The organism is Jutongia huaianensis, assembly GCF_014384985.1.
GTDB lineage: Bacteria > Bacillota > Clostridia > Lachnospirales > Lachnospiraceae > Jutongia > Jutongia huaianensis.
The window spans coordinates 1-16,913 of the sequence record NZ_JACRSX010000013.1 but is presented as its reverse complement, the minus strand read 5'-3'; the positions used below and the strand labels follow the sequence as shown (position 1 = coordinate 16,913).

Genomic DNA, 16,913 nt, shown 5'->3' with positions numbered 1-16,913 from the left:
AAAAGCATCCGGAACACGCCACAACAGGCACATCCCGGATGTTTTCTTCTCAAACTTCAACCACAAAAATAAGTAGTTTAAGTATTTATTTTATTGACCCGTATCTTCTCTATTCCAGCTTGCTATACACATCATCGGTCACAGGCTCACACCACTCATTGGAGGTTTCCTCTCCCGGCACCTCTACTGCCAGATGGGAGAACCACTCTGTCGGAGCTGCACCATGCCAGTGCTTTACTTCTGCCGGAATATTAATGCAGTCACCCGGCTTTTTCTTAAAATCCCTGCCAAACCAATTCACAAGCTCGCTCTGCACTCCCATTCTCTCCGGCAGGATCAGGGGTTTTCCGATCAGATCCTTCTTTTCAATATATTCCCTTGAGGCAAGAGGATCATCCGGCCGCATCCCCACAACCCAGCGATCGCTTCCCAGGATCCGTATATGATCCAGTCCCTGCGTATCCACCGGTTCCATAAATAGTCCAATATCTACAAGACCTTTATTCATCATTTCCGAGATGGTATCCGCTGTGGCTGTATGAAGTGCGATCTGGACACGAGGATACTTCTGCTGATAATTTCTGCATATCTCCGCCAAAGTCTCCACCACCGCAAATTCTCCACAGCCAATGGTGACCGTTCCCTCTACAATCCCTTCGCTGCCCTTCAGCTCATCCAACGTCCGCTCCTCCAGATCCAGAATCTCAAGCGCCCTTCTTTTGAACAGGATTCCTTCTTCTGTCAGTGTAATATTCCTGCCGGAACGGGCAAACAGGGTAACTCCAAGCTCCTCCTCCAGAGCGGCAAGCTGCCTGGAAAGTGTCGGCTGTGTAATATGTAACTGCTGTGCCGCCTTTGTAAAGCTCTGTTCCTTTGCTACATTCAAAAAATAACGTAATATCCGAAAATCCATGGACAATCTCCTACTCTTTATGACGTGATCCATGCCACAACTCTTTTCTTCCGTGCCGCATTTCCAAAGCTTTTCCGAGATGCTTCGATGGACTTATAAGTACGATACACTATCTTCATGGAACATTCCCGCCTTCATTTTTATCTATTTTACTTGAAATATTTCTTATTGACAACAGCAAAAACGGGACCTCCAAGGAAGTCCCATCTGTTGTTTTATTTTCCTTAATTCTTTTCCATCACGATAATTTTATTGGAAATGTTGCGAACCGCCGGAATTTTTCCAAGCACATGATAGATCGGCATCATTTTTTTCATGCCCTCCACCAGACTAACCTCTTTTTTATATGTAAATGCCGGGATCAGCTCCTGCAGGGCTTTTCCGTTTTTGATACCCCATACGAACTTCGCCTGACTTCCCTCAATAGATTTCTCCTTGATATGTTTTACAAAAAAAGGAGACATGGTTTCAATAAAAACCGTTGCCTTCGGAAAATTTTTCTCAATAACGGAAAACATCTGCAGAATATCCGCTTCTTTTAAATACATGGAGAGCCCTTCGATCACAACAAGAATGTCCTCTTTGTCATAAGAGATTTTCTCCGGATAAGAGGCATCCGTCGCCGATTTTGCAATCTGATATACCGGTCCATCTTCCGTGAGAAACCGCTTCCGGATCTCCATGGTTTCCGGCAGATCAATATTATACCAGCGTGAATATTTTCCTCTCATACGGTAACATCTCGTGTCCAGACCACAGGCAATATTCACAACAACCGCCTGAGGATGGCTGTCCAGATATTCTCCCACCATTCGGTCAAGCACGATCGTTCTGGCAATCACCCCGGAGCCCATCGCCTTGTCCTTATCCGCATTGGAAAAATCATAGTCCAGCTCTGACACGATCTCCACTGCCATGGTATCTTTAATCTTTGCATCCGGCTTCTGCGATTCCTTCGCCCGTGCATACAGGGTCTGAATCATAGTTTCCGGTACTCCTGTTACAGTTACTTTTTCTTTCATCGTATCTTCCTTTCCACTATAGAAAACAATACGTTTCATTACAGCAACCTTATGTTAGTTTAATCTAACCGCTTTGTCAAGTTTGTACTAATTGATACATTTAAAATACAACAAAAATTCCACCTTATCCTTCCGCTCCACTTCCTTTAAAAATTCATCAAAGTCCGTAAGCACCTTCGTCGTCGAGGACACAAGATAAAATTACTTTTTAAATTTATATTTTCCTTTTCCGTGACCTGATACTGGTTCAATAATATCCGCCTGCACCAAATTGGAAAGTAGTTTCGAAGCACCTGAACTTTTCAGCTCAAGAATTTCCATAACTGCACTTCTTCCAAACACTCCATCAAAGCCAAACTCCTCAAAGAGTCTATGGATATGAGCCGTCGTTTTTACTGTGAAGTCGCTGCCTTTCACAGAAAGTACACTTTCAATGTCCACTTTTGCATCTTGAATGTCCACTATTTCCTTCTCAATGTCCACTTTCGCACCTTGAATGTCCACTTTTTCTTTATTCAGAAGTCCGCTTATGTGAAGATTTCGATTTTGGAGTTCGTTTTGCTCGTTCAAAAGCAGGTTTCTAAGAAACAATTCCAGATATTCTGTTGTTTCGTGAATACCTTTTTGCAAGTTCGTATAGTTGGCACGGACAAGTGCATTTCTAAAATACCACGCATTTTCCGCAAAAATATCATTGGTTGCAGCAAAGCCAAGTGTTCTCAAATATTTAATAAAGAACACTGCTGTTGTTCTCGTATTACCTTCTCCGAAGATATGAATCTGCCATAACCTTGAAATAAATACTGCAAGATGATGAAAAATCTCATCCATCGAAAGACCTTTATAACTAAAATCTTTCTCCTGTGAAAAATCATATTCAAGCGTTGCTCTTAATTCAGAAGCACTGCCGTACATAACGGTTGCCCCATCAAGTACCCATTCCTTCTTTGTGATATTATAATCTCTAATCTTTCCAGCATGGTTATAAATCCCCTGAAAGAGTTTACGGTGGATAGAGATATACTCGTTCGGAGAAAATGAGAACGCTGTTTCAGAAAGAATTTCTGCAATACGAGAAGAAACCTTATCTGCTTCTTCGGTACGTTCATCATCAGATAAATTCACCGATCTTTCTTCATAGTAGCTGTCAATAAGGCTCTGTGCTTCTTTCATTGTGATTTTGCCTTCAATATTCTGAATGGCAGTATCAATCAGATATTTAGATGGTTTGAGTCCGTCCACCTCTTGAAGTCCGATTGCTGTACTCCAGGCATAACCCTTATAAGCTTTATCCGGTTCAGATTCCCTTAAATATTCCTTAAACGGATCTTTTTCCATATCCACTACCTCACTTCATAATTTTATAATTCCGCAAATCCCACCTTTTCTTATTGTGTAAAATCAGGCTAACACATGTTTCAGAACTATATAAGGCACAATATCGCATCACACAACTCCGAATGTGTATCATGCGTAGAAAATACATAATTCTTTGTTCCTCCCTCCAGATTAAAACCATGTGCTACGGCAAGTGCTTCCAACAAAGTTGATTTACCACTGCCGTTTTCTCCAACAAAAAAGGTGATTGGTTTATAGAAACCAAGAAAACTATATAAATCAGTATAACACAAAATGAAAGTGACAAGACAATTTTTGTGTACACAGCTCATGGTTATTCAAAAAATCTAAGGCAACCAAGCTGTGAACTGTCAAGGCACAACGTATAATTACCGGCTTTTCCCCATTTCTGATCCGTGTAAAAGTTATAGCTTCCCAACTCTCTGCTGACCGTAATAATTCTCTTTGTCATAACCGCTTTCTCCTTAACTTAAACTTTCCACTTTGTTCTTTCGGATTCTCGTTAACAATGCATATCCCACCAGACATACGATAAACTCCGTAATCGGGAATGCCCACCAGATCAATGAACCCCCCATCTGTCCGTTTCTGACAAAAATGGAGAAGATACCCGCCAGCGGTAATATGACGATCAGCTGTCTGAGCAATGAAATTACAAGCGATTCCGGGCCTCCGTCCAATGCCTGATAAATTCCCTGATATGCAACATTGATTCCTGCAAAAATAAAGCTGATAGAAATAATTCTCATGGCTCCGATAAAATATTCTCCGGACTTCCCGGCATTAAATAAGGCTGCAAAAACACCCGGGAAAATTTCTGTAATCGCCACACCCATGATCATAAGTACAATCGTATAGATCAATCCATATTTAATTCCATCCTGAATCCTTTTTTTGCTGCGCATTCCGTATGCAAAAGCAATGATCGGTGTGATGGCATCTCTAAATCCAAAGGCAAGGAATAATACAAACTGCTGCACTTTATAAAACAATCCATATGCGGTTTGTGCGGAAGGACTGAACTTCAAAATCAGATTCATCACATAAACCATGGTAGACATCAGTGCCTGTGCAATAATTGCCGGGAGTCCGATCGAATAGATCTGCCTGATGATTCTGCCATCCGGTTTCATATATTTGACACCATGTTCGAATTCCTTATTTAACGTTATATGGAACACAAACAGCAATGCCGCAGATGCAACCTGTCCGATTACCGTTGCATAAGCTGCACCTTTTACTCCCATTTCGGGAACCGGTCCGATACCATAAATCATGATCGGGTCAAGAATAATATTTACCACGGCTCCCACAACCTGACCGATGGTAGAGTAAAGAGAACGCCCTGTTGCCTGTAACAGCTTTTCAAATAGTGAAAAGAAAATAATTCCAAATGAAATCACGCAGCATATTTTTAAGTAGTCTGTTCCCATTGCAATAACATCCGGATCCACGGTCTGCGATGAAATATATGTTCTTACTCCGCAAATTCCAAACAACAGACATACCGCATAAATAACTATCCCAAGAAATAAACTGTTTCCTGCAGCCTTTGCCGCCTTTTTGCTGTCCCCCTGTCCCAGTGTTCTTGCAAGAAGCGCATTGGTTCCTACTCCGGTTCCAATTCCGACTGCTACCATGAGCATCTGAACCGGAAAAACCAGGGTAAGTGCATTAAGTGCCGCTTCACTTCCTTCCCGCATGTTTCCCACAAAGGCACTGTCCACAATATTGTACACTGCCTGCAACGCCATAGATAAGATCATTGGTATTCCCATCTGAATCATAAGCTTATTTACCGGCATCTCCTTCATCTTGTTACTTTCTGCCATCATAATCCTCCTTGTTTTGCGAAGCAAAATCCGAGCCCCCTGGCGAGGAGAGGATTTAGCCTCCTTGTTTTGCGAAGCAAAATCCGAGCCCTCTGGCGAGGAGAGGATTTCACCTCCTTGTTTTGCACAAAAAAAGTATGTACTTATCTCACAAGCTGGACTTACGCTGATAAGCAACACACTTTTTTACGGCATAATATATTTTAATGATTTGCAAAAAAACGAGCAGCAAAACTGGATTTACGCTAGTCTGCTACTCGTTCAAAGGCTATTATATTTATTATTTTTGAAAAAGTCAAATAGAAATTTTCTTGCTTTCAAGTTATCTGCTTCTCTCACATTCTCTTATGTCCAATATATCTTGCGTCTCTTTCGCAAGATTGTCTGAAACATCAAACGTAAATGTATACAGGAAATTACCGTTCTTGTATTTCTTTACCACTAAGATGTTCAATTTCTATTTCAAAAACCTGTGCGGCCTTTCCTGCACGAGCAATCTCCTCGTCAACCATCTGCGCATCAGGATAGTATTTCATTGCAAATTGTTTTAACAAAGCGGTTGCTTTTGCACCGGATTCCACAAAATGGCATCTGCCAAATACAACAACGCTCTGCAAAAATGGTGCCCATGCCTCTTCTTTGATGGTTTCATTTCCATACACTGTAAAACATACCTTATCACAGTTCCTTAGAGCATCCACTTTATGACCTGCATGCGCCCCATGAAAATAAATTTTTTGAACTTCTTTGTCATAAACATAATTGATGGGGATTGCATAATGATAACCGTCATTTTACAAATTGTTCTAAATCTAAAATCTGGCGGCTAAACTTCATTTCCGGTGTTACTTCATTAATCCGCCGTGAAAAAAGCATTCATATACCTTTATATTATTGTAGAAAATTTCTTCATAACCTTGAAACCGTGTAAAGTCTCCAACCACATTACACTTATAAATATACTGCCCTGACTGATAATGCTCCGGTCCTCTAAATGGCATTTTTTTATTCGCTTGGCGCAGAGCTTCCTTTAGAAAATCACCACTAAAATTCTGATCCAAAACGCGTCCCATGTAATTCATTGCATACTTTGATTTTCCTTCATACCATATGGCTTCTTCACCAGCAAACTGTTCTCCGCCAACATATGTATCATGATATGTATATGGACCATTAGTATATGTAAAATCACGGGAATCTAATCTCGTTGAATCCGTCTCATTCATATACGCAGCATATGTATTAACATTTGCTTCTAAGCGAAATTTAATAAGCTGATCAATGTCCGTCTCATTATCATCCAAACAATTAACCGTACACTCCTGATCCTTTACTAAATAATCAATGGTAACATTGAATAAACTGCTAATCTGAATAAGGTTACTAATATCAGGATATGCTCGTCCATACTCCCACTTTGCTACGGCCTGTCTGGATACAGCTAATTTTTCTGCTAACGCTTCTTGAGTAAAACCTTTATTTTTACGAATTAATTGTAGTTTTTGTGAAAAAAGCATTTCTTGTCACCTCCACAATCATCGTATTACAATTTAAGCATTTTGATCATTTCCTTTTTCATCACCTTATGTTCAAACTCAACCCATGCTATCTCAGCAAATAACGCAATTAACAAAATAACTGCCTGAAACAAAACACTATCAACCAAATTTTCAATAAAATATGCAAAAACTGATAGCGTAATAAAAAATGCACACCCCAAAATAATAAAATTTCTGCCATGTCTGTGGTTCCATTCAGTAACACTCGTCAGTTCATCTTCACGAGGTGGTTTTTCTCCCGTGTTTATTGTTGCCGGTTTTTCAGCTTTATACTGGATCATTCCAAGTATGATAAAAATAAGTGAAACCAATAGTGAAATCCAATGCTGATCAAAATAACATCATCAATCACACCATCTTTCATAAGCGGTCTTAATTTCGGGTGATCGCTTAATCTCCACACCCCATCTGTCATAACTACCAGCGGATATTCTTTTGTCTCAGCATAGTTTGGGGGAAGGGAAATATGAACAACAAAAGTATCATCTATTTCCTTATCATCCACTGTATATTTAATTTCATCCGGGCACTCCTTTCCTCTCAACCTCGCTGATAAATTTTTCTATCAGTCTGTTTACTTCATCCGGTTGGTCAGCGTTGGAATTATGACCAGCATTCTTTATCCATTTAATTGGTAAACCTTCTCTCTGATGCCATTTTTTATTGTAGCTTTTTGCTGTGCCCGCTTTATCCTTTTCTCCACAGATAAGTAATGCCGGACAACTGATATGATATGGCAGATCTGCTTTGATTGCCTCAGCAAGAATTCTGTAACCAAAACCGGCAAGCCTTGCATATTCTTTAGGATCTGAGTCATAGGACATCATCATCTTTCGCATAAGATTCTGTCCATAATCCGTCTCTGCGCACCCTCTTGAACCAGCCCTAAGAAGTGCTTTCCATGGATATATCTTATATAATGGCTCTGTTCTTTCAAGAAGCCATATTTCCATTGCTGTCATATAAGACTTTTGAAGCGGTGCAGAATCAATGGAGATAAAGCCCTTTATCTTATCCGGATATAATTCCATATACATTTGAGCCAGATATCCACCCATAGACTGACCGATAATAATGGGATTATAAATTTCTTCTTTTGCTAAGATTTTATCAAGCCATTCTGCCATGTCAGACAGACTGTAATTATTCGTAAATGGTCTGGATAATGCATGTGATGGTGCATCCCATACAAACACATTCTGTTTCTTTTCAAAATATTCTGTCTGCTTCTCAAAAAGCCTGTGATCTGCTGTAAGTCCCGGCAAAAAAACTAAAGTAGGTTTTTGTTTATCTAATATATTTACAAAATAACGGATGCAGCCACAGCGTGTTTTATAACTGTTTTCTGTCATTTCCCGTCCCCTTTCCATAAACCGTTTCCCAATGATTTATCATTTCCAGATACTCCTGCTCAAAAGCAGTTACATCATAATTCCCTGCTCTGTACCAATACTTAAGCATCCCATCTGAAGCATACAGAATTTCTTTGTATATACCGGTAAACTCTATATCCTTGCGGATGAAATCGAGATTCAAAATTGACAAAATCATTTCCAATGTCGTTTGCGCAGCATCTTGTACATATGGTTGGATGATTGATTGAATATCCGGCTCAGTTTCAAAGTATGAATTAATGGAAAATAAGGACAAAAATGTGTATTTCCTCATCACAGCACATTTAACCATCAGACCACGACGCATCATTTCAAAAAAATCATCTGTTTCATATACCTTATATTTACACATATATTTTTTTGTTAAATCCGCTGCATACTTCCATAGAAAAAGATATAGCTCCCGTTTGTTATGAAAATAATGAAACAAAAGTGACTTAGAAATTCCGGCTTCTGCCGCAATTTCTGAGGTTGGTGCCTTTTTATATTGATTCGATGCAAATACTTTGTATGCAGCATTCAATATTTGCGATTGTTTTTCTTCCTGCAAAGCATAAAATTTTTCATTCATAAGCTACCTCCGTTGACCAATTCGGTTAATGTGAGTATATACCAATTGACCGATTATCGGAAGACCTTATTTAATTGTGTGCATGGGAAATCCGTACATTCCCCACAATGCTCCAGCTTTTTCTCTTCACAACAACCCTTTACCGGACAAGCTCCCCAGAAAGGATTATCAATATTAAAACAGCCCTTACATTTTTCAGTCTTTTTCCAGTCACATTTGCTACATAAAATACCACACCTTGATTCCATTCACATTTCTCCTTAATCTTCCATTGTATTGTCTTGCATATTTTATATTACCATAGATATAGGGATTCCAATTATGACTAAAAAACAGGCAATAGCTATCATCAAAAAACCCGACTATTTTATTAGAACAACCAGACACATGTTACTGCCATATCATTACATAATCTTTTTCACCTGTAGCTTCGTCTATCCCTTCATCCTGAATTTCAAATCCCTCTCTCTGATAAAAATGTATTGCCCTTGTATTTTTCTCATACACATTTAAACTTAATCCCGTCCGTCTCTCCTTTATAAAGTCCAGCAGAAGCTTTCCTATCCCCTGCGACTGCAGTTTATCACAGACAAAAATACCTTCAATATATTCTCCGTTTAATCCTATAAATCCCTGTATCTCCCCATTACTCTCATATACATAGACTTCTGCCTGTAACAACATTTCTTTTACCGGATCATAATTGCTTTCCCAGTATCGTGCCGGAATAAAATTATGTGCTTTTATATTAGAATTCAGCCATATGTCTGCCACTTTGATTACATCTGCTTTTTGTAATTTTCTTATCATAATAACTACCTCTATTGATTCTTACCTGAGAACATTTTTCCAATCATCCTTTATTTGTAGATAATCATAATATTTTAGGATGACTTTTTTTCTTTCACAATTGCCGTCTTATTTTTATTGAGAAGATCCAGACATATCATCCAATAATCTCCTGCCATGAAATAGCACATCATATCATATTTTCCAATCGCAAATATCATATTTAAAATATGTATTAACCAGAAGATCACCCGATATTTATTGACTGATTTTATACCATTATTTTTTAATACAAAAATAATTTTCTCAACAATATAAACATTAACGAATAAATAAATTATTCCACAAATTAAGATTTCCCCGAAAAAATCCTGCATATTCGCAAAAAAAGCTGCACAGATTGAATATCCTGCCAAATACGGAAGAACCTGTGCTGTTTTTTCGTCATTGACCTGCTGTAATTTCTCTTTTATCTCGTCTGCAGATAAAGAAACATTTTTTACTTCTCTCCATATCATAAATGCAGACACTACATTTATGATTGAAAGTCCGATAATAAGAAGAAAAATCTCCGGATATGTGAAATTCTTCAAATAAAAATACGTTAACATAAAAACAATCATTTTAGTAATCAAATCACTTTTATACCAACAAATATTTATATGCATCAATTCCAGATTGATCAAAGCATCTGGCACACATGAAAATAATAGGGCAGTCATCACCAAAACAATGGCAAAATAATTCAATCCCGGTACATTTTGAAGCAGGATAAAAATCCCAAAATAAAACAGTAAAAATGTCAACAGATAAATATGTACAACTTTAATTTTTCTTTTCATATATCCCCCTTGTCACTTATCTTTTTTTGCAAAGATCAGACTGCCGGATATACCAAAAGATATACCCAGACATATTCCAATTCCTATCCCCGCCATACTGTTTAATACATTTACGAAAACAACACTCCAAAGTATTGCCATTATTACCCCGATCATTAATCCTATAATCATCCTTTTATTTTTCATAAACTTTATCCCTCCAAATGTTGATTTAAAAATATCATCCTTTCCTGTTTCTTCCTCATGCCCCTGCATGGACATAATCTCATGCATTTTCAGACGAAGCTCTACTCCGGCATAGGTATGAATAAAATTATCGATACAGGCGTGCATCGGAGAAAAGCACCCCAGCATCTGCGAATTGCATGCATTAACAATGGCATCACATTTAAGAGATGTAATATCCCCCTGCCAGATATAAAGTCTCGGATCGGTTTCGACAGGTTCCAGGTCTGCAATATCAGTAATGCCCCGTTCCCTGTTTCTTTCTTTAAGGTATTCATCCTGAATTTTTAAAAACTCTTCACGGATCGTTTTCGGTGGTCTGACATTCATCAGAGAACGTAGCATTTCCTCCTGGGTCATCATAATAAATCTACCTTCCCTTCTCTATCCAAAGACTCTCAACTAAAAATACAGTCTATTTGACTATATTTATCCTCTGAATACTTTTCTGTCTAATTTTCCATCTGCTTTCTGATATCCGTAATCGCCTCTGCCATAACGTTAATCCATTTGATTTCAATGCACTTTCCGCTCCAGCCGTTCATGCATATATACCATAAGCCCAAGCAGAATCAGCAGATAAACCGGCAACAATCGGATGGATATATGGTTTGCGAGCAACCCAAACAATGGCGGCATAAGGCACGTTCCGATATATGCACTGGCCATCTGCACACCGATAATTGCCTGGGAACGCTCTGCACCAAAGTGATCCGGCGTTGAGTGAATAATGCATGGATATACCGGTGCGTAGCCCAGTCCGATCAATGCAAATCCAAGCAGGGAAACCATTTGCCCAAACGGAAACAGCATCACAATAATACCGGACAATATGATCGCCTGTCCCATACGGATCATCTGTCTGTCATTCAGTTTCATTGCAATGAATCCATTGATTCCCCGGCCAACGGTAATTCCAATGCAAAACATCCCGGCAAAGGAAGCAGCTGTTTTGGCATCGACCCCCTTTGCCAGATTCAAATAACTGCTTGCCCAGAGCATGGTTGTCTGCTCTACTGCACAATAACAGAAGAAACAGATCATAATCGCTTTTGCTCCGGGAATCCCAATAATTTCCTTCAGCGAAAGAACCTTTCCTCCCATTGTTTCTTCAGAGGATGTCTTTTGCTCCTTCCATTTCGGAAGACTAAATACCAGAATCGCCGTAAGTACAATCTGCAATACGGAAATAATACGATACCCTGTGTTCCAGGTGGCACCACCCGTAAGAGCTGCCCCCAAAAGGGCATCCGGCAGCCCCAGACTAATAAACGACAGATAAATAATTCCTAATAAAAAGCCCATTTTATTCTCCTCGCTTTAAGTCTCACTTTAATTTTTATCCAAATTACAGATCTGAATCGCCGCGCCATTTTCCATAACAGAAAATCCATGCTTCACATAAAACGGCACATTCTTTTTATCTTCCGGCATCCCCTCAATATACAAAAAGTTCTTATATTTTTCTTTTATATATTCAATCATTTGACCGGCGATGCCCTTTCCCTGATAATCCGGATGTACAATTACATAATGAACCTGCGCCAGCATTTCCGTATCGTCCAGAACCCTGGTAATACCTACCAGCTTTTCGTCATCCCACACTGTCAGTACGGTGGACGAATGCATCAAAGCCTTGTATAAACGCTCCGGATAATTTCCGGAAATCCAATTTACCGATAAAAATAACTTCTGCACCTGTTCCTGTGTAAATATTTTTTGTTCCGTATACTTCAACATACTGCTCCTGCATTCCTTCCGAAGCCCACTGTACCGGAGCTTTTCCTTTGCCGACAACACGCAGATAATACGGGATTTCCATTTTCCGCCAAAAATTGTCAAGCCATATTCCAATGGACACCGTATATCTTCCTCTAATTTTTTCTTATACTTTGCCATAAAAATCCCCTTCAAACTATTGGTCTTGTTTCATTATAGCTTAAAGGGGTTCTTTTTTTAAGTTACTATGGAATTTATTAGGGCCTTTTCCATTAAATTTCTTTTTTATTATCCGTACCGGGCGTTGTGACAATTACTTTGGAAGGTGTAATAACAAGTGCTCCCTTTGCCGTTGCCGCTCCCTGAAACATCTTTTCGACCATTTCCTTGAAGGAATCTACCAATTTTCCCTCCTCGGTAACATCCTTAAATGCAACCGGAACGACATTCGGTTCTCCATTTGCACATGTCGCAAGATCCCACATTTCATTTTTTAATACTTTGATCACTGATTCGTTTAACATAAAATAGTCCTCCATTTCTGTTTTGTATTATTTTTCGGATATATTTATGTTAATGAATCTGCTTCCGTTTCCATAAGCCCTCACTACTCTTCCCGCCATTCCTTTAATGCCACCGAAAGCCTTTTGTCGATGTCCTTTCTGGTAGCTTCACACTCATTCGGATATTCCTTTGCCGCTTTGAAAATAAACCGCAACACAAATTTCAACCCTACGGGTAATGCCTTTCGAAGCAGGGACTCCGGCAATACGAAATGCGTTCCATGCTCATATACAAGTGCCTCATATTGACAGGTATGAGGACGCTCTTTTAAACGCTGATCCATACGGCGGATATATTTTCCGGCTTCCCAGAAGGAATCATCATCCGCCCCCACAAGAAACAACCGTCCTTTTATATTTTCCACCTTGATCATTTCCTCTTCTGTGTGTTCTCTTGCTTTTTCCGAATCAATAAACAGGCAGGTACTTCGCTCAATATCACCGGAGCCTTTTGTCTCTTCCTCCACCTTCTGCCAATATACCGGATGCTCATAGACAAACGGCATGTACGCCAGAGGCTTTCCCTTCCAGGAAAGAGTGGAAGTCCCCGGAACCGGCCACTCTTTACAGCCATCCTTATTGCCCTGCTCAAACCCCTGCCACACAAAGTCACTGGCTGTCAGTCCAAAGGTTAATGTGATATCCGGAAAATAAGAAGCTGCAACGATCGCATCCATACCGGCGGTACTCATCCCCATAATTCCAACTTTCCTGTTTCCATTACTCATCAGCCATTGAATGGCTGTCTCAATCCGTTCCAGCGGATAATTTACATGACTGTAATTTTTCTTGCCGGGAGACATACAAAGCACATTTACACCATTTTTATGCAACCATTTTGCACCACACTTTGCCATAAAATCATTAGGATCATCTCCAAACAACCCGATCATTGCACAATCGGAACCCTTCGGGTTTTCATAATACGTTCCATAGAAGCCGTGTTTTTCTGTTTCAAAAAATTGTTTTTTCATTTAAATCATCCCTTCCTTTTTGAATTCAACTGCCCAGTTGCCGAACCGATGTATTCAGAACATATTTCTCTTTTATTTCTTTTAACAAGAAATAAAACCATCCTCTTCCTTTATTTTTTCTAAAACTCCGGAAGAAATCACCTCATCCATTTTACCATAATTTATAAATTATTTTGCATAATTACACAATTGTCAATTGATATATTTTATCAAATCGTCGTTTCAGATCATGTTCATTTTCAAAATTTCCGGTCAATACGCAAAATCTATTTTATTTCTTGATATTATAGTTCGGCCAGCATTCCATATTTGTCATTTGGCAATTTCCGGAATCCGAATTTCTTATAAAACAATTCTTTTCCGGAATTGGCATATAAACAACAGTCTAACTCACCTGAATCTCTTGTTATCCCCTGCGGTTACTTCCACAATTCATTTATTTTGCCCGGTAATTCATCTATATTATCTCCCAGCAGACGAATATCCCCGGCTCCGCCAGCAGCAGGTATATTAAATTCAAACTCATTCCACTGTCCCATTTATATCCCTCCGTTTTTCAAATAGAATAAAAAGCAAAACTATTTATTTACAAATGTAGGAAAAATACTTTCTTCCATGCTCTTGCACAGCACCAATTTGGTTATAAAAACGAATGGACGGCATATTCCAGCCAAGGCAGTTCCATTCGATCAGATTGTAACCATCCTGTTTAACAAATTCCTCTATTTGAGAGAAGAACTTTTTCCCAAGACCACCATGACGATACTCCTCACATAAAAATAGGTCTTCCAAATGAACCCCGCCCTCTGCTGCAAAGGAGCCAAACACAGGATAGTAGATTGCGTATCCGATCACCTCATCATTGTACTGTGCGATCAATGCCGTTGCTATTTTCTTTTCGAAAAGCCAATACTGCAGATTTTCCTGAGAGGCCGTCATATCCTGTGGCCTTTTCTCGTATGCAGCCAGACCCTTGATCATATTTTGCAGCAATACAATATCCTTTTCCTCTGATTTTCTCACAGTAAATTTTCCGTTCATTCTTCGTCCCCCCTTTTTATTTATTAATAAAATAAAGACCAATCAGGCATATTACGATACCGATAACTTTGTTGGCTTTGATTGCTTCGCGGTACAAAACTGCTCCCACAATAATCAATGCAACTGCCAAAAATGCACTTTGCACAAGGGATGCTGTACTGACTGCCCAGCCGTTTTTATAAGCATAAATAAAACCGACCTCCAGTCCAACCACAGAGACACCGAGAAAAAACGGTGCCCAATTCATCTTGGCATACTCCTGTAATAAATTGCCATTTTTGTTCATCACAAAATACATAATGGCAGAACATACTGCCCCCACAAGATAGGTTATCGTCATGGATGCCATTGCATCCATATCTTTAGGCACTCCCTTTGCACAAATTTGATAAACAATATTGGAAAATACCACCAGCGCGATGGGCCATATCATTGACATATTTATTTCCTCCTAAAAAATCCTTATACACTAAGAAAGACAGCCAGACTAAAATCAGCCTGACTGTCGGTAGGTGCTCACCCGTTAAATGAAGTATAATGAATTCCTTTGAATCCGTCAAGTATCGCTGCTCCAATTTCGCCTCACTGCAATAAGGCAGAGTCTTCTTGACTTTCTCCATCCGATATGCTATAAAGTAAACAATGTTTACCAGCATGACACATGTATTGACCTAATGCAATACTTTATCAAAGGAGGCGGTCATTATTCGCGAGAGTTCCAAAGAAACCAGAGAACTGATCTTAAAAAGTGCTATGGAAATATTTCTTGAAGCAGGATATCAGGATGCCTCTATGCGAAAGATTGCTGCAAAAGCCGGCATCACAGCCGGAGCCATCTATAAGCATTTCTCGGGCAAAGAGGAAATGTTTGGAGAGCTTTTTCGTGCAAGCGGACAAAAACTTATGAATATTACTGAATCTATGATGGGCGTTGATTTCTCTGCTATGTCAGACGAGGAACTGATCCGGGTTCTATATTCGAGAGTCTCTCTGTAAACACTGGAATTGCTGCAGGGAGACATGAAGCTTTTTCATATGTTATTGAAAAATGATTCCGGGACATATATGGAGCGTTTTCGTTCCGTCTACCTGAAACGAAGTACTCAATTTGCATCTAATTATTACGGGGAATTATACCGACGGGGGCTTGCTTCAAAAAAATTATCAAACAAGACCATCTATATGCTTTCTTCCTCCGAATTTTCCATGATCTGTGAAATGATCGCGGATGATTCCTGTCAGAATGGAATCACAGAGGAGATAAAAAACGCATTTACAGAAGCAATGACGATTCTGCTCCATGGTTTAGAGACAGAGCTTGGAATCCATTATCATACAGAAGGTGACAAAGCATGAAGAATACATTTAGTGTAAGATTGATCTATCATTTTTATCATAATGCCGTAAAAGCAGAATTAAAAAGACGAGGGTTTCCTAAAAATACATCACGAAAAATCGCAAAAGAACATAAGATCATTTTGGACCGTGCGAAAGATATCGGCAAGTCCAATTTGTTAAGTTCATATATTATGGGAAGCTATTTTATTGCATTAAACCGCAGCACCGGCAGGTCTGCCGAAGAAAATTATGAGATATTCCGGGATGGGCTGTGTGCATCCAAGCTGTTTCACAAAATAATGGGGGATGCTGACAGTTACTTAGATCCAAAGAGAATACCTGCAAGACGGCAATGGTCTGAAGACAGCCATAAACGCAAATATGAAAATGACTGGGTTGTTGATATTCTGCCGGGAAATGACGAGTATGATCTGGGTTATGATTATCACGAATGTGGTATATGCAAGCTCTGTCAGGATGAAGGGTGTCCGGAGCTGGCTGCCTATCTGTGCAGAATGGATTATGTTCTCGCAGATATTATGAACATGAAACTAGTGAGAACCGGAACGATTGCGGAAGGGGCCTCCTGCTGCGATTTTCGATATAGCAAGCCCCGCTAGGAAATACAAAGGAACAAATCAGTATGAGAGATCGAGACTATGAGAAAAAGTCTGTAAATAAGATTCTTCTATGATAATGAAAGGCAAAAAATTCTTTGTCAGAGCTTTTTGCCCTTTAGTTATATATAACAGTTGAAAAATGACATGTCAAG

At 39.3% G+C, this 16,913-nt stretch carries 23 protein-coding genes and 2 pseudogenes; 3 read left to right on the top strand and 22 right to left on the bottom strand.

The annotated features are described in order from the left end of the window. Window positions 1-109: 109 nt before the first annotated feature. The 22 genes and pseudogenes from H8704_RS09600 to H8704_RS09490 all read right to left on the bottom strand — a co-directional run bounded on the left by H8704_RS09600 (window position 110) and on the right by H8704_RS09490 (window position 15,242). Window positions 110-913: a LysR family transcriptional regulator gene (locus H8704_RS09600; protein ID WP_249298124.1), complete on the bottom strand. Its 804-nt coding sequence runs from the start codon at window positions 911-913 to the stop codon at window positions 110-112. Between the two features lie 224 nt (window positions 914-1,137). Next, window positions 1,138-1,974 carry a class I SAM-dependent methyltransferase gene (locus H8704_RS09595; RefSeq protein ID WP_249298122.1) on the bottom strand — a complete coding sequence of 279 codons (837 nt, stop codon included), beginning with the start codon at window positions 1,972-1,974 and terminating at the stop codon, window positions 1,138-1,140. A 162-nt stretch (window positions 1,975-2,136) separates the two neighbouring features. After that, the gene (locus H8704_RS09590; RefSeq protein WP_249298121.1) at window positions 2,137-3,273 is read right to left on the bottom strand and encodes a Fic family protein; all 1,137 of its coding nucleotides are present in this window, start codon (window positions 3,271-3,273) and stop codon (window positions 2,137-2,139) included. A 101-nt stretch (window positions 3,274-3,374) separates the two neighbouring features. Continuing rightward, window positions 3,375-3,539 (bottom strand): annotated as a pseudogene (locus H8704_RS14395) (AAA family ATPase); the annotation flags it as partial. A 68-nt stretch (window positions 3,540-3,607) separates the two neighbouring features. Continuing rightward, entirely contained in the window at window positions 3,608-3,745 is a 138-nt protein-coding gene (locus H8704_RS09580) for a hypothetical protein (protein WP_283241981.1), read from the bottom strand. A 13-nt stretch (window positions 3,746-3,758) separates the two neighbouring features. Continuing rightward, complete coding sequence (locus H8704_RS09575) at window positions 3,759-5,126, bottom strand: MATE family efflux transporter (RefSeq protein ID WP_249298119.1); 1,368 nt, start codon at window positions 5,124-5,126, stop codon at window positions 3,759-3,761. Between the two features lie 416 nt (window positions 5,127-5,542). Then, window positions 5,543-5,905, bottom strand: a pseudogene (locus H8704_RS09570) (pyridoxamine 5'-phosphate oxidase family protein); the annotation flags it as partial. Window positions 5,906-5,971: 66 nt separating this feature from the next. Continuing rightward, the gene (locus H8704_RS09565; RefSeq protein WP_249298117.1) at window positions 5,972-6,643 is read right to left on the bottom strand and encodes a DUF5680 domain-containing protein; all 672 of its coding nucleotides are present in this window, start codon (window positions 6,641-6,643) and stop codon (window positions 5,972-5,974) included. Between the two features lie 26 nt (window positions 6,644-6,669). Further along, entirely contained in the window at window positions 6,670-6,966 is a 297-nt protein-coding gene (locus tag H8704_RS09560; RefSeq protein WP_249298116.1) for a hypothetical protein, read from the bottom strand. Then, the gene (locus tag H8704_RS09555; RefSeq protein WP_249298115.1) at window positions 6,963-7,190 is read right to left on the bottom strand and encodes a hypothetical protein; all 228 of its coding nucleotides are present in this window, start codon (window positions 7,188-7,190) and stop codon (window positions 6,963-6,965) included. The genes H8704_RS09560 and H8704_RS09555 overlap by 4 nt, the downstream gene beginning before the upstream one ends. A gap of 13 nt (window positions 7,191-7,203) precedes the next feature. Continuing rightward, a complete protein-coding gene (locus H8704_RS09550; RefSeq protein ID WP_249298114.1) occupies window positions 7,204-8,037 on the bottom strand; it encodes an alpha/beta fold hydrolase in 834 nt (277 codons plus the stop codon). Continuing rightward, the gene (locus H8704_RS09545; protein WP_249298113.1) at window positions 8,018-8,650 is read right to left on the bottom strand and encodes a TetR/AcrR family transcriptional regulator; all 633 of its coding nucleotides are present in this window, start codon (window positions 8,648-8,650) and stop codon (window positions 8,018-8,020) included. Before H8704_RS09545 ends, H8704_RS09550 begins: the two co-directional genes overlap by 20 nt. A 53-nt stretch (window positions 8,651-8,703) precedes the next feature. Further along, window positions 8,704-8,898 (bottom strand): DUF3795 domain-containing protein, encoded by a 195-nt coding sequence (locus H8704_RS14390; RefSeq protein WP_334299411.1) that lies wholly within the window; start codon window positions 8,896-8,898, stop codon window positions 8,704-8,706. A gap of 142 nt (window positions 8,899-9,040) precedes the next feature. After that, window positions 9,041-9,460 (bottom strand): N-acetyltransferase, encoded by a 420-nt coding sequence (locus H8704_RS09535; protein WP_249298112.1) that lies wholly within the window; start codon window positions 9,458-9,460, stop codon window positions 9,041-9,043. Window positions 9,461-9,534: 74 nt separating this feature from the next. After that, entirely contained in the window at window positions 9,535-10,281 is a 747-nt protein-coding gene (locus H8704_RS09530) for a hypothetical protein (protein ID WP_249298111.1), read from the bottom strand. Between the two features lie 12 nt (window positions 10,282-10,293). After that, window positions 10,294-10,869 (bottom strand): macro domain-containing protein, encoded by a 576-nt coding sequence (locus H8704_RS09525; RefSeq protein WP_249298110.1) that lies wholly within the window; start codon window positions 10,867-10,869, stop codon window positions 10,294-10,296. A gap of 153 nt (window positions 10,870-11,022) precedes the next feature. Beyond that, window positions 11,023-11,811, bottom strand: coding sequence for an MFS transporter (locus H8704_RS09520; protein WP_283241979.1), 789 nt, complete (start codon window positions 11,809-11,811; stop codon window positions 11,023-11,025). Window positions 11,812-11,838: 27 nt separating this feature from the next. Then, window positions 11,839-12,405 (bottom strand): GNAT family N-acetyltransferase, encoded by a 567-nt coding sequence (locus tag H8704_RS09515; protein ID WP_330605920.1) that lies wholly within the window; start codon window positions 12,403-12,405, stop codon window positions 11,839-11,841. A gap of 92 nt (window positions 12,406-12,497) precedes the next feature. Continuing rightward, window positions 12,498-12,749 carry a hypothetical protein gene (locus H8704_RS09505; RefSeq protein WP_249298109.1) on the bottom strand — a complete coding sequence of 84 codons (252 nt, stop codon included), beginning with the start codon at window positions 12,747-12,749 and terminating at the stop codon, window positions 12,498-12,500. Between the two features lie 83 nt (window positions 12,750-12,832). After that, window positions 12,833-13,762 carry an acyl-CoA thioester hydrolase/BAAT C-terminal domain-containing protein gene (locus tag H8704_RS09500; protein WP_022465483.1) on the bottom strand — a complete coding sequence of 310 codons (930 nt, stop codon included), beginning with the start codon at window positions 13,760-13,762 and terminating at the stop codon, window positions 12,833-12,835. Between the two features lie 582 nt (window positions 13,763-14,344). Further along, a complete protein-coding gene (locus H8704_RS09495; protein ID WP_249298108.1) occupies window positions 14,345-14,803 on the bottom strand; it encodes a GNAT family N-acetyltransferase in 459 nt (152 codons plus the stop codon). A gap of 16 nt (window positions 14,804-14,819) precedes the next feature. Further along, complete coding sequence (locus H8704_RS09490; protein WP_022465480.1) at window positions 14,820-15,242, bottom strand: EamA family transporter; 423 nt, start codon at window positions 15,240-15,242, stop codon at window positions 14,820-14,822. A gap of 314 nt (window positions 15,243-15,556) precedes the next feature. On the opposite strand from H8704_RS09490, the gene H8704_RS09485 reads away from it, so the two are divergent. From H8704_RS09485 to H8704_RS09475, 3 genes are read left to right on the top strand one after another with little or no spacing between them, the layout of a single operon-like run. Beyond that, window positions 15,557-15,799, top strand: a complete 243-nt coding sequence (locus H8704_RS09485) for a helix-turn-helix domain-containing protein (protein ID WP_249298107.1) — start codon at window positions 15,557-15,559, stop codon at window positions 15,797-15,799. Window positions 15,800-15,823: 24 nt separating this feature from the next. Further along, on the top strand, window positions 15,824-16,159 hold the full coding sequence (locus tag H8704_RS09480) for a hypothetical protein (RefSeq protein ID WP_249298106.1): 336 nt from the start codon (window positions 15,824-15,826) through the stop codon (window positions 16,157-16,159). Then, window positions 16,156-16,761, top strand: coding sequence for an L-2-amino-thiazoline-4-carboxylic acid hydrolase (locus H8704_RS09475; protein ID WP_118678200.1), 606 nt, complete (start codon window positions 16,156-16,158; stop codon window positions 16,759-16,761). Before H8704_RS09480 ends, H8704_RS09475 begins: the two co-directional genes overlap by 4 nt. The last annotated feature ends 152 nt before the right edge of the window (window positions 16,762-16,913 follow it).

Excerpts from the sequence above, each read along its gene's own strand:
- H8704_RS09600 (WP_249298124.1), bottom strand. The coding sequence starts at position 913 with ATGGATTTTCGGATATTACGTTATTTTTTGAATGTAGCAAAGGAACAG.
- H8704_RS09560 (WP_249298116.1), bottom strand. The coding sequence starts at position 6,966 with ATGATCCAGTATAAAGCTGAAAAACCGGCAACAATAAACACGGGAGAA.
- H8704_RS09515 (WP_330605920.1), bottom strand. The coding sequence starts at position 12,405 with ATGGCAAAGTATAAGAAAAAATTAGAGGAAGATATACGGTGTCCATTG.
- H8704_RS09595 (WP_249298122.1), bottom strand. The coding sequence starts at position 1,974 with ATGAAACGTATTGTTTTCTATAGTGGAAAGGAAGATACGATGAAAGAA.
- H8704_RS09575 (WP_249298119.1), bottom strand. The coding sequence starts at position 5,126 with ATGGCAGAAAGTAACAAGATGAAGGAGATGCCGGTAAATAAGCTTATG.
- H8704_RS09490 (WP_022465480.1), bottom strand. The coding sequence starts at position 15,242 with ATGTCAATGATATGGCCCATCGCGCTGGTGGTATTTTCCAATATTGTT.
- H8704_RS09565 (WP_249298117.1), bottom strand. The coding sequence starts at position 6,643 with ATGCTTTTTTCACAAAAACTACAATTAATTCGTAAAAATAAAGGTTTT.
- H8704_RS09520 (WP_283241979.1), bottom strand. The coding sequence starts at position 11,811 with ATGGGCTTTTTATTAGGAATTATTTATCTGTCGTTTATTAGTCTGGGG.
- H8704_RS09505 (WP_249298109.1), bottom strand. The coding sequence starts at position 12,749 with ATGTTAAACGAATCAGTGATCAAAGTATTAAAAAATGAAATGTGGGAT.
- H8704_RS09580 (WP_283241981.1), bottom strand. The coding sequence starts at position 3,745 with ATGACAAAGAGAATTATTACGGTCAGCAGAGAGTTGGGAAGCTATAAC.
- H8704_RS09535 (WP_249298112.1), bottom strand. The coding sequence starts at position 9,460 with ATGATAAGAAAATTACAAAAAGCAGATGTAATCAAAGTGGCAGACATA.
- H8704_RS09495 (WP_249298108.1), bottom strand. The coding sequence starts at position 14,803 with ATGAACGGAAAATTTACTGTGAGAAAATCAGAGGAAAAGGATATTGTA.
- H8704_RS14390 (WP_334299411.1), bottom strand. The coding sequence starts at position 8,898 with ATGGAATCAAGGTGTGGTATTTTATGTAGCAAATGTGACTGGAAAAAG.
- H8704_RS09550 (WP_249298114.1), bottom strand. The coding sequence starts at position 8,037 with ATGACAGAAAACAGTTATAAAACACGCTGTGGCTGCATCCGTTATTTT.
- H8704_RS09530 (WP_249298111.1), bottom strand. The coding sequence starts at position 10,281 with ATGAAAAGAAAAATTAAAGTTGTACATATTTATCTGTTGACATTTTTA.
- H8704_RS09590 (WP_249298121.1), bottom strand. The coding sequence starts at position 3,273 with ATGGAAAAAGATCCGTTTAAGGAATATTTAAGGGAATCTGAACCGGAT.
- H8704_RS09545 (WP_249298113.1), bottom strand. The coding sequence starts at position 8,650 with ATGAATGAAAAATTTTATGCTTTGCAGGAAGAAAAACAATCGCAAATA.
- H8704_RS09475 (WP_118678200.1), top strand. The coding sequence starts at position 16,156 with ATGAAGAATACATTTAGTGTAAGATTGATCTATCATTTTTATCATAAT.
- H8704_RS09480 (WP_249298106.1), top strand. The coding sequence starts at position 15,824 with ATGAAGCTTTTTCATATGTTATTGAAAAATGATTCCGGGACATATATG.
- H8704_RS09500 (WP_022465483.1), bottom strand. The coding sequence starts at position 13,762 with ATGAAAAAACAATTTTTTGAAACAGAAAAACACGGCTTCTATGGAACG.
- H8704_RS09485 (WP_249298107.1), top strand. The coding sequence starts at position 15,557 with ATGGAAATATTTCTTGAAGCAGGATATCAGGATGCCTCTATGCGAAAG.
- H8704_RS09525 (WP_249298110.1), bottom strand. The coding sequence starts at position 10,869 with ATGATGACCCAGGAGGAAATGCTACGTTCTCTGATGAATGTCAGACCA.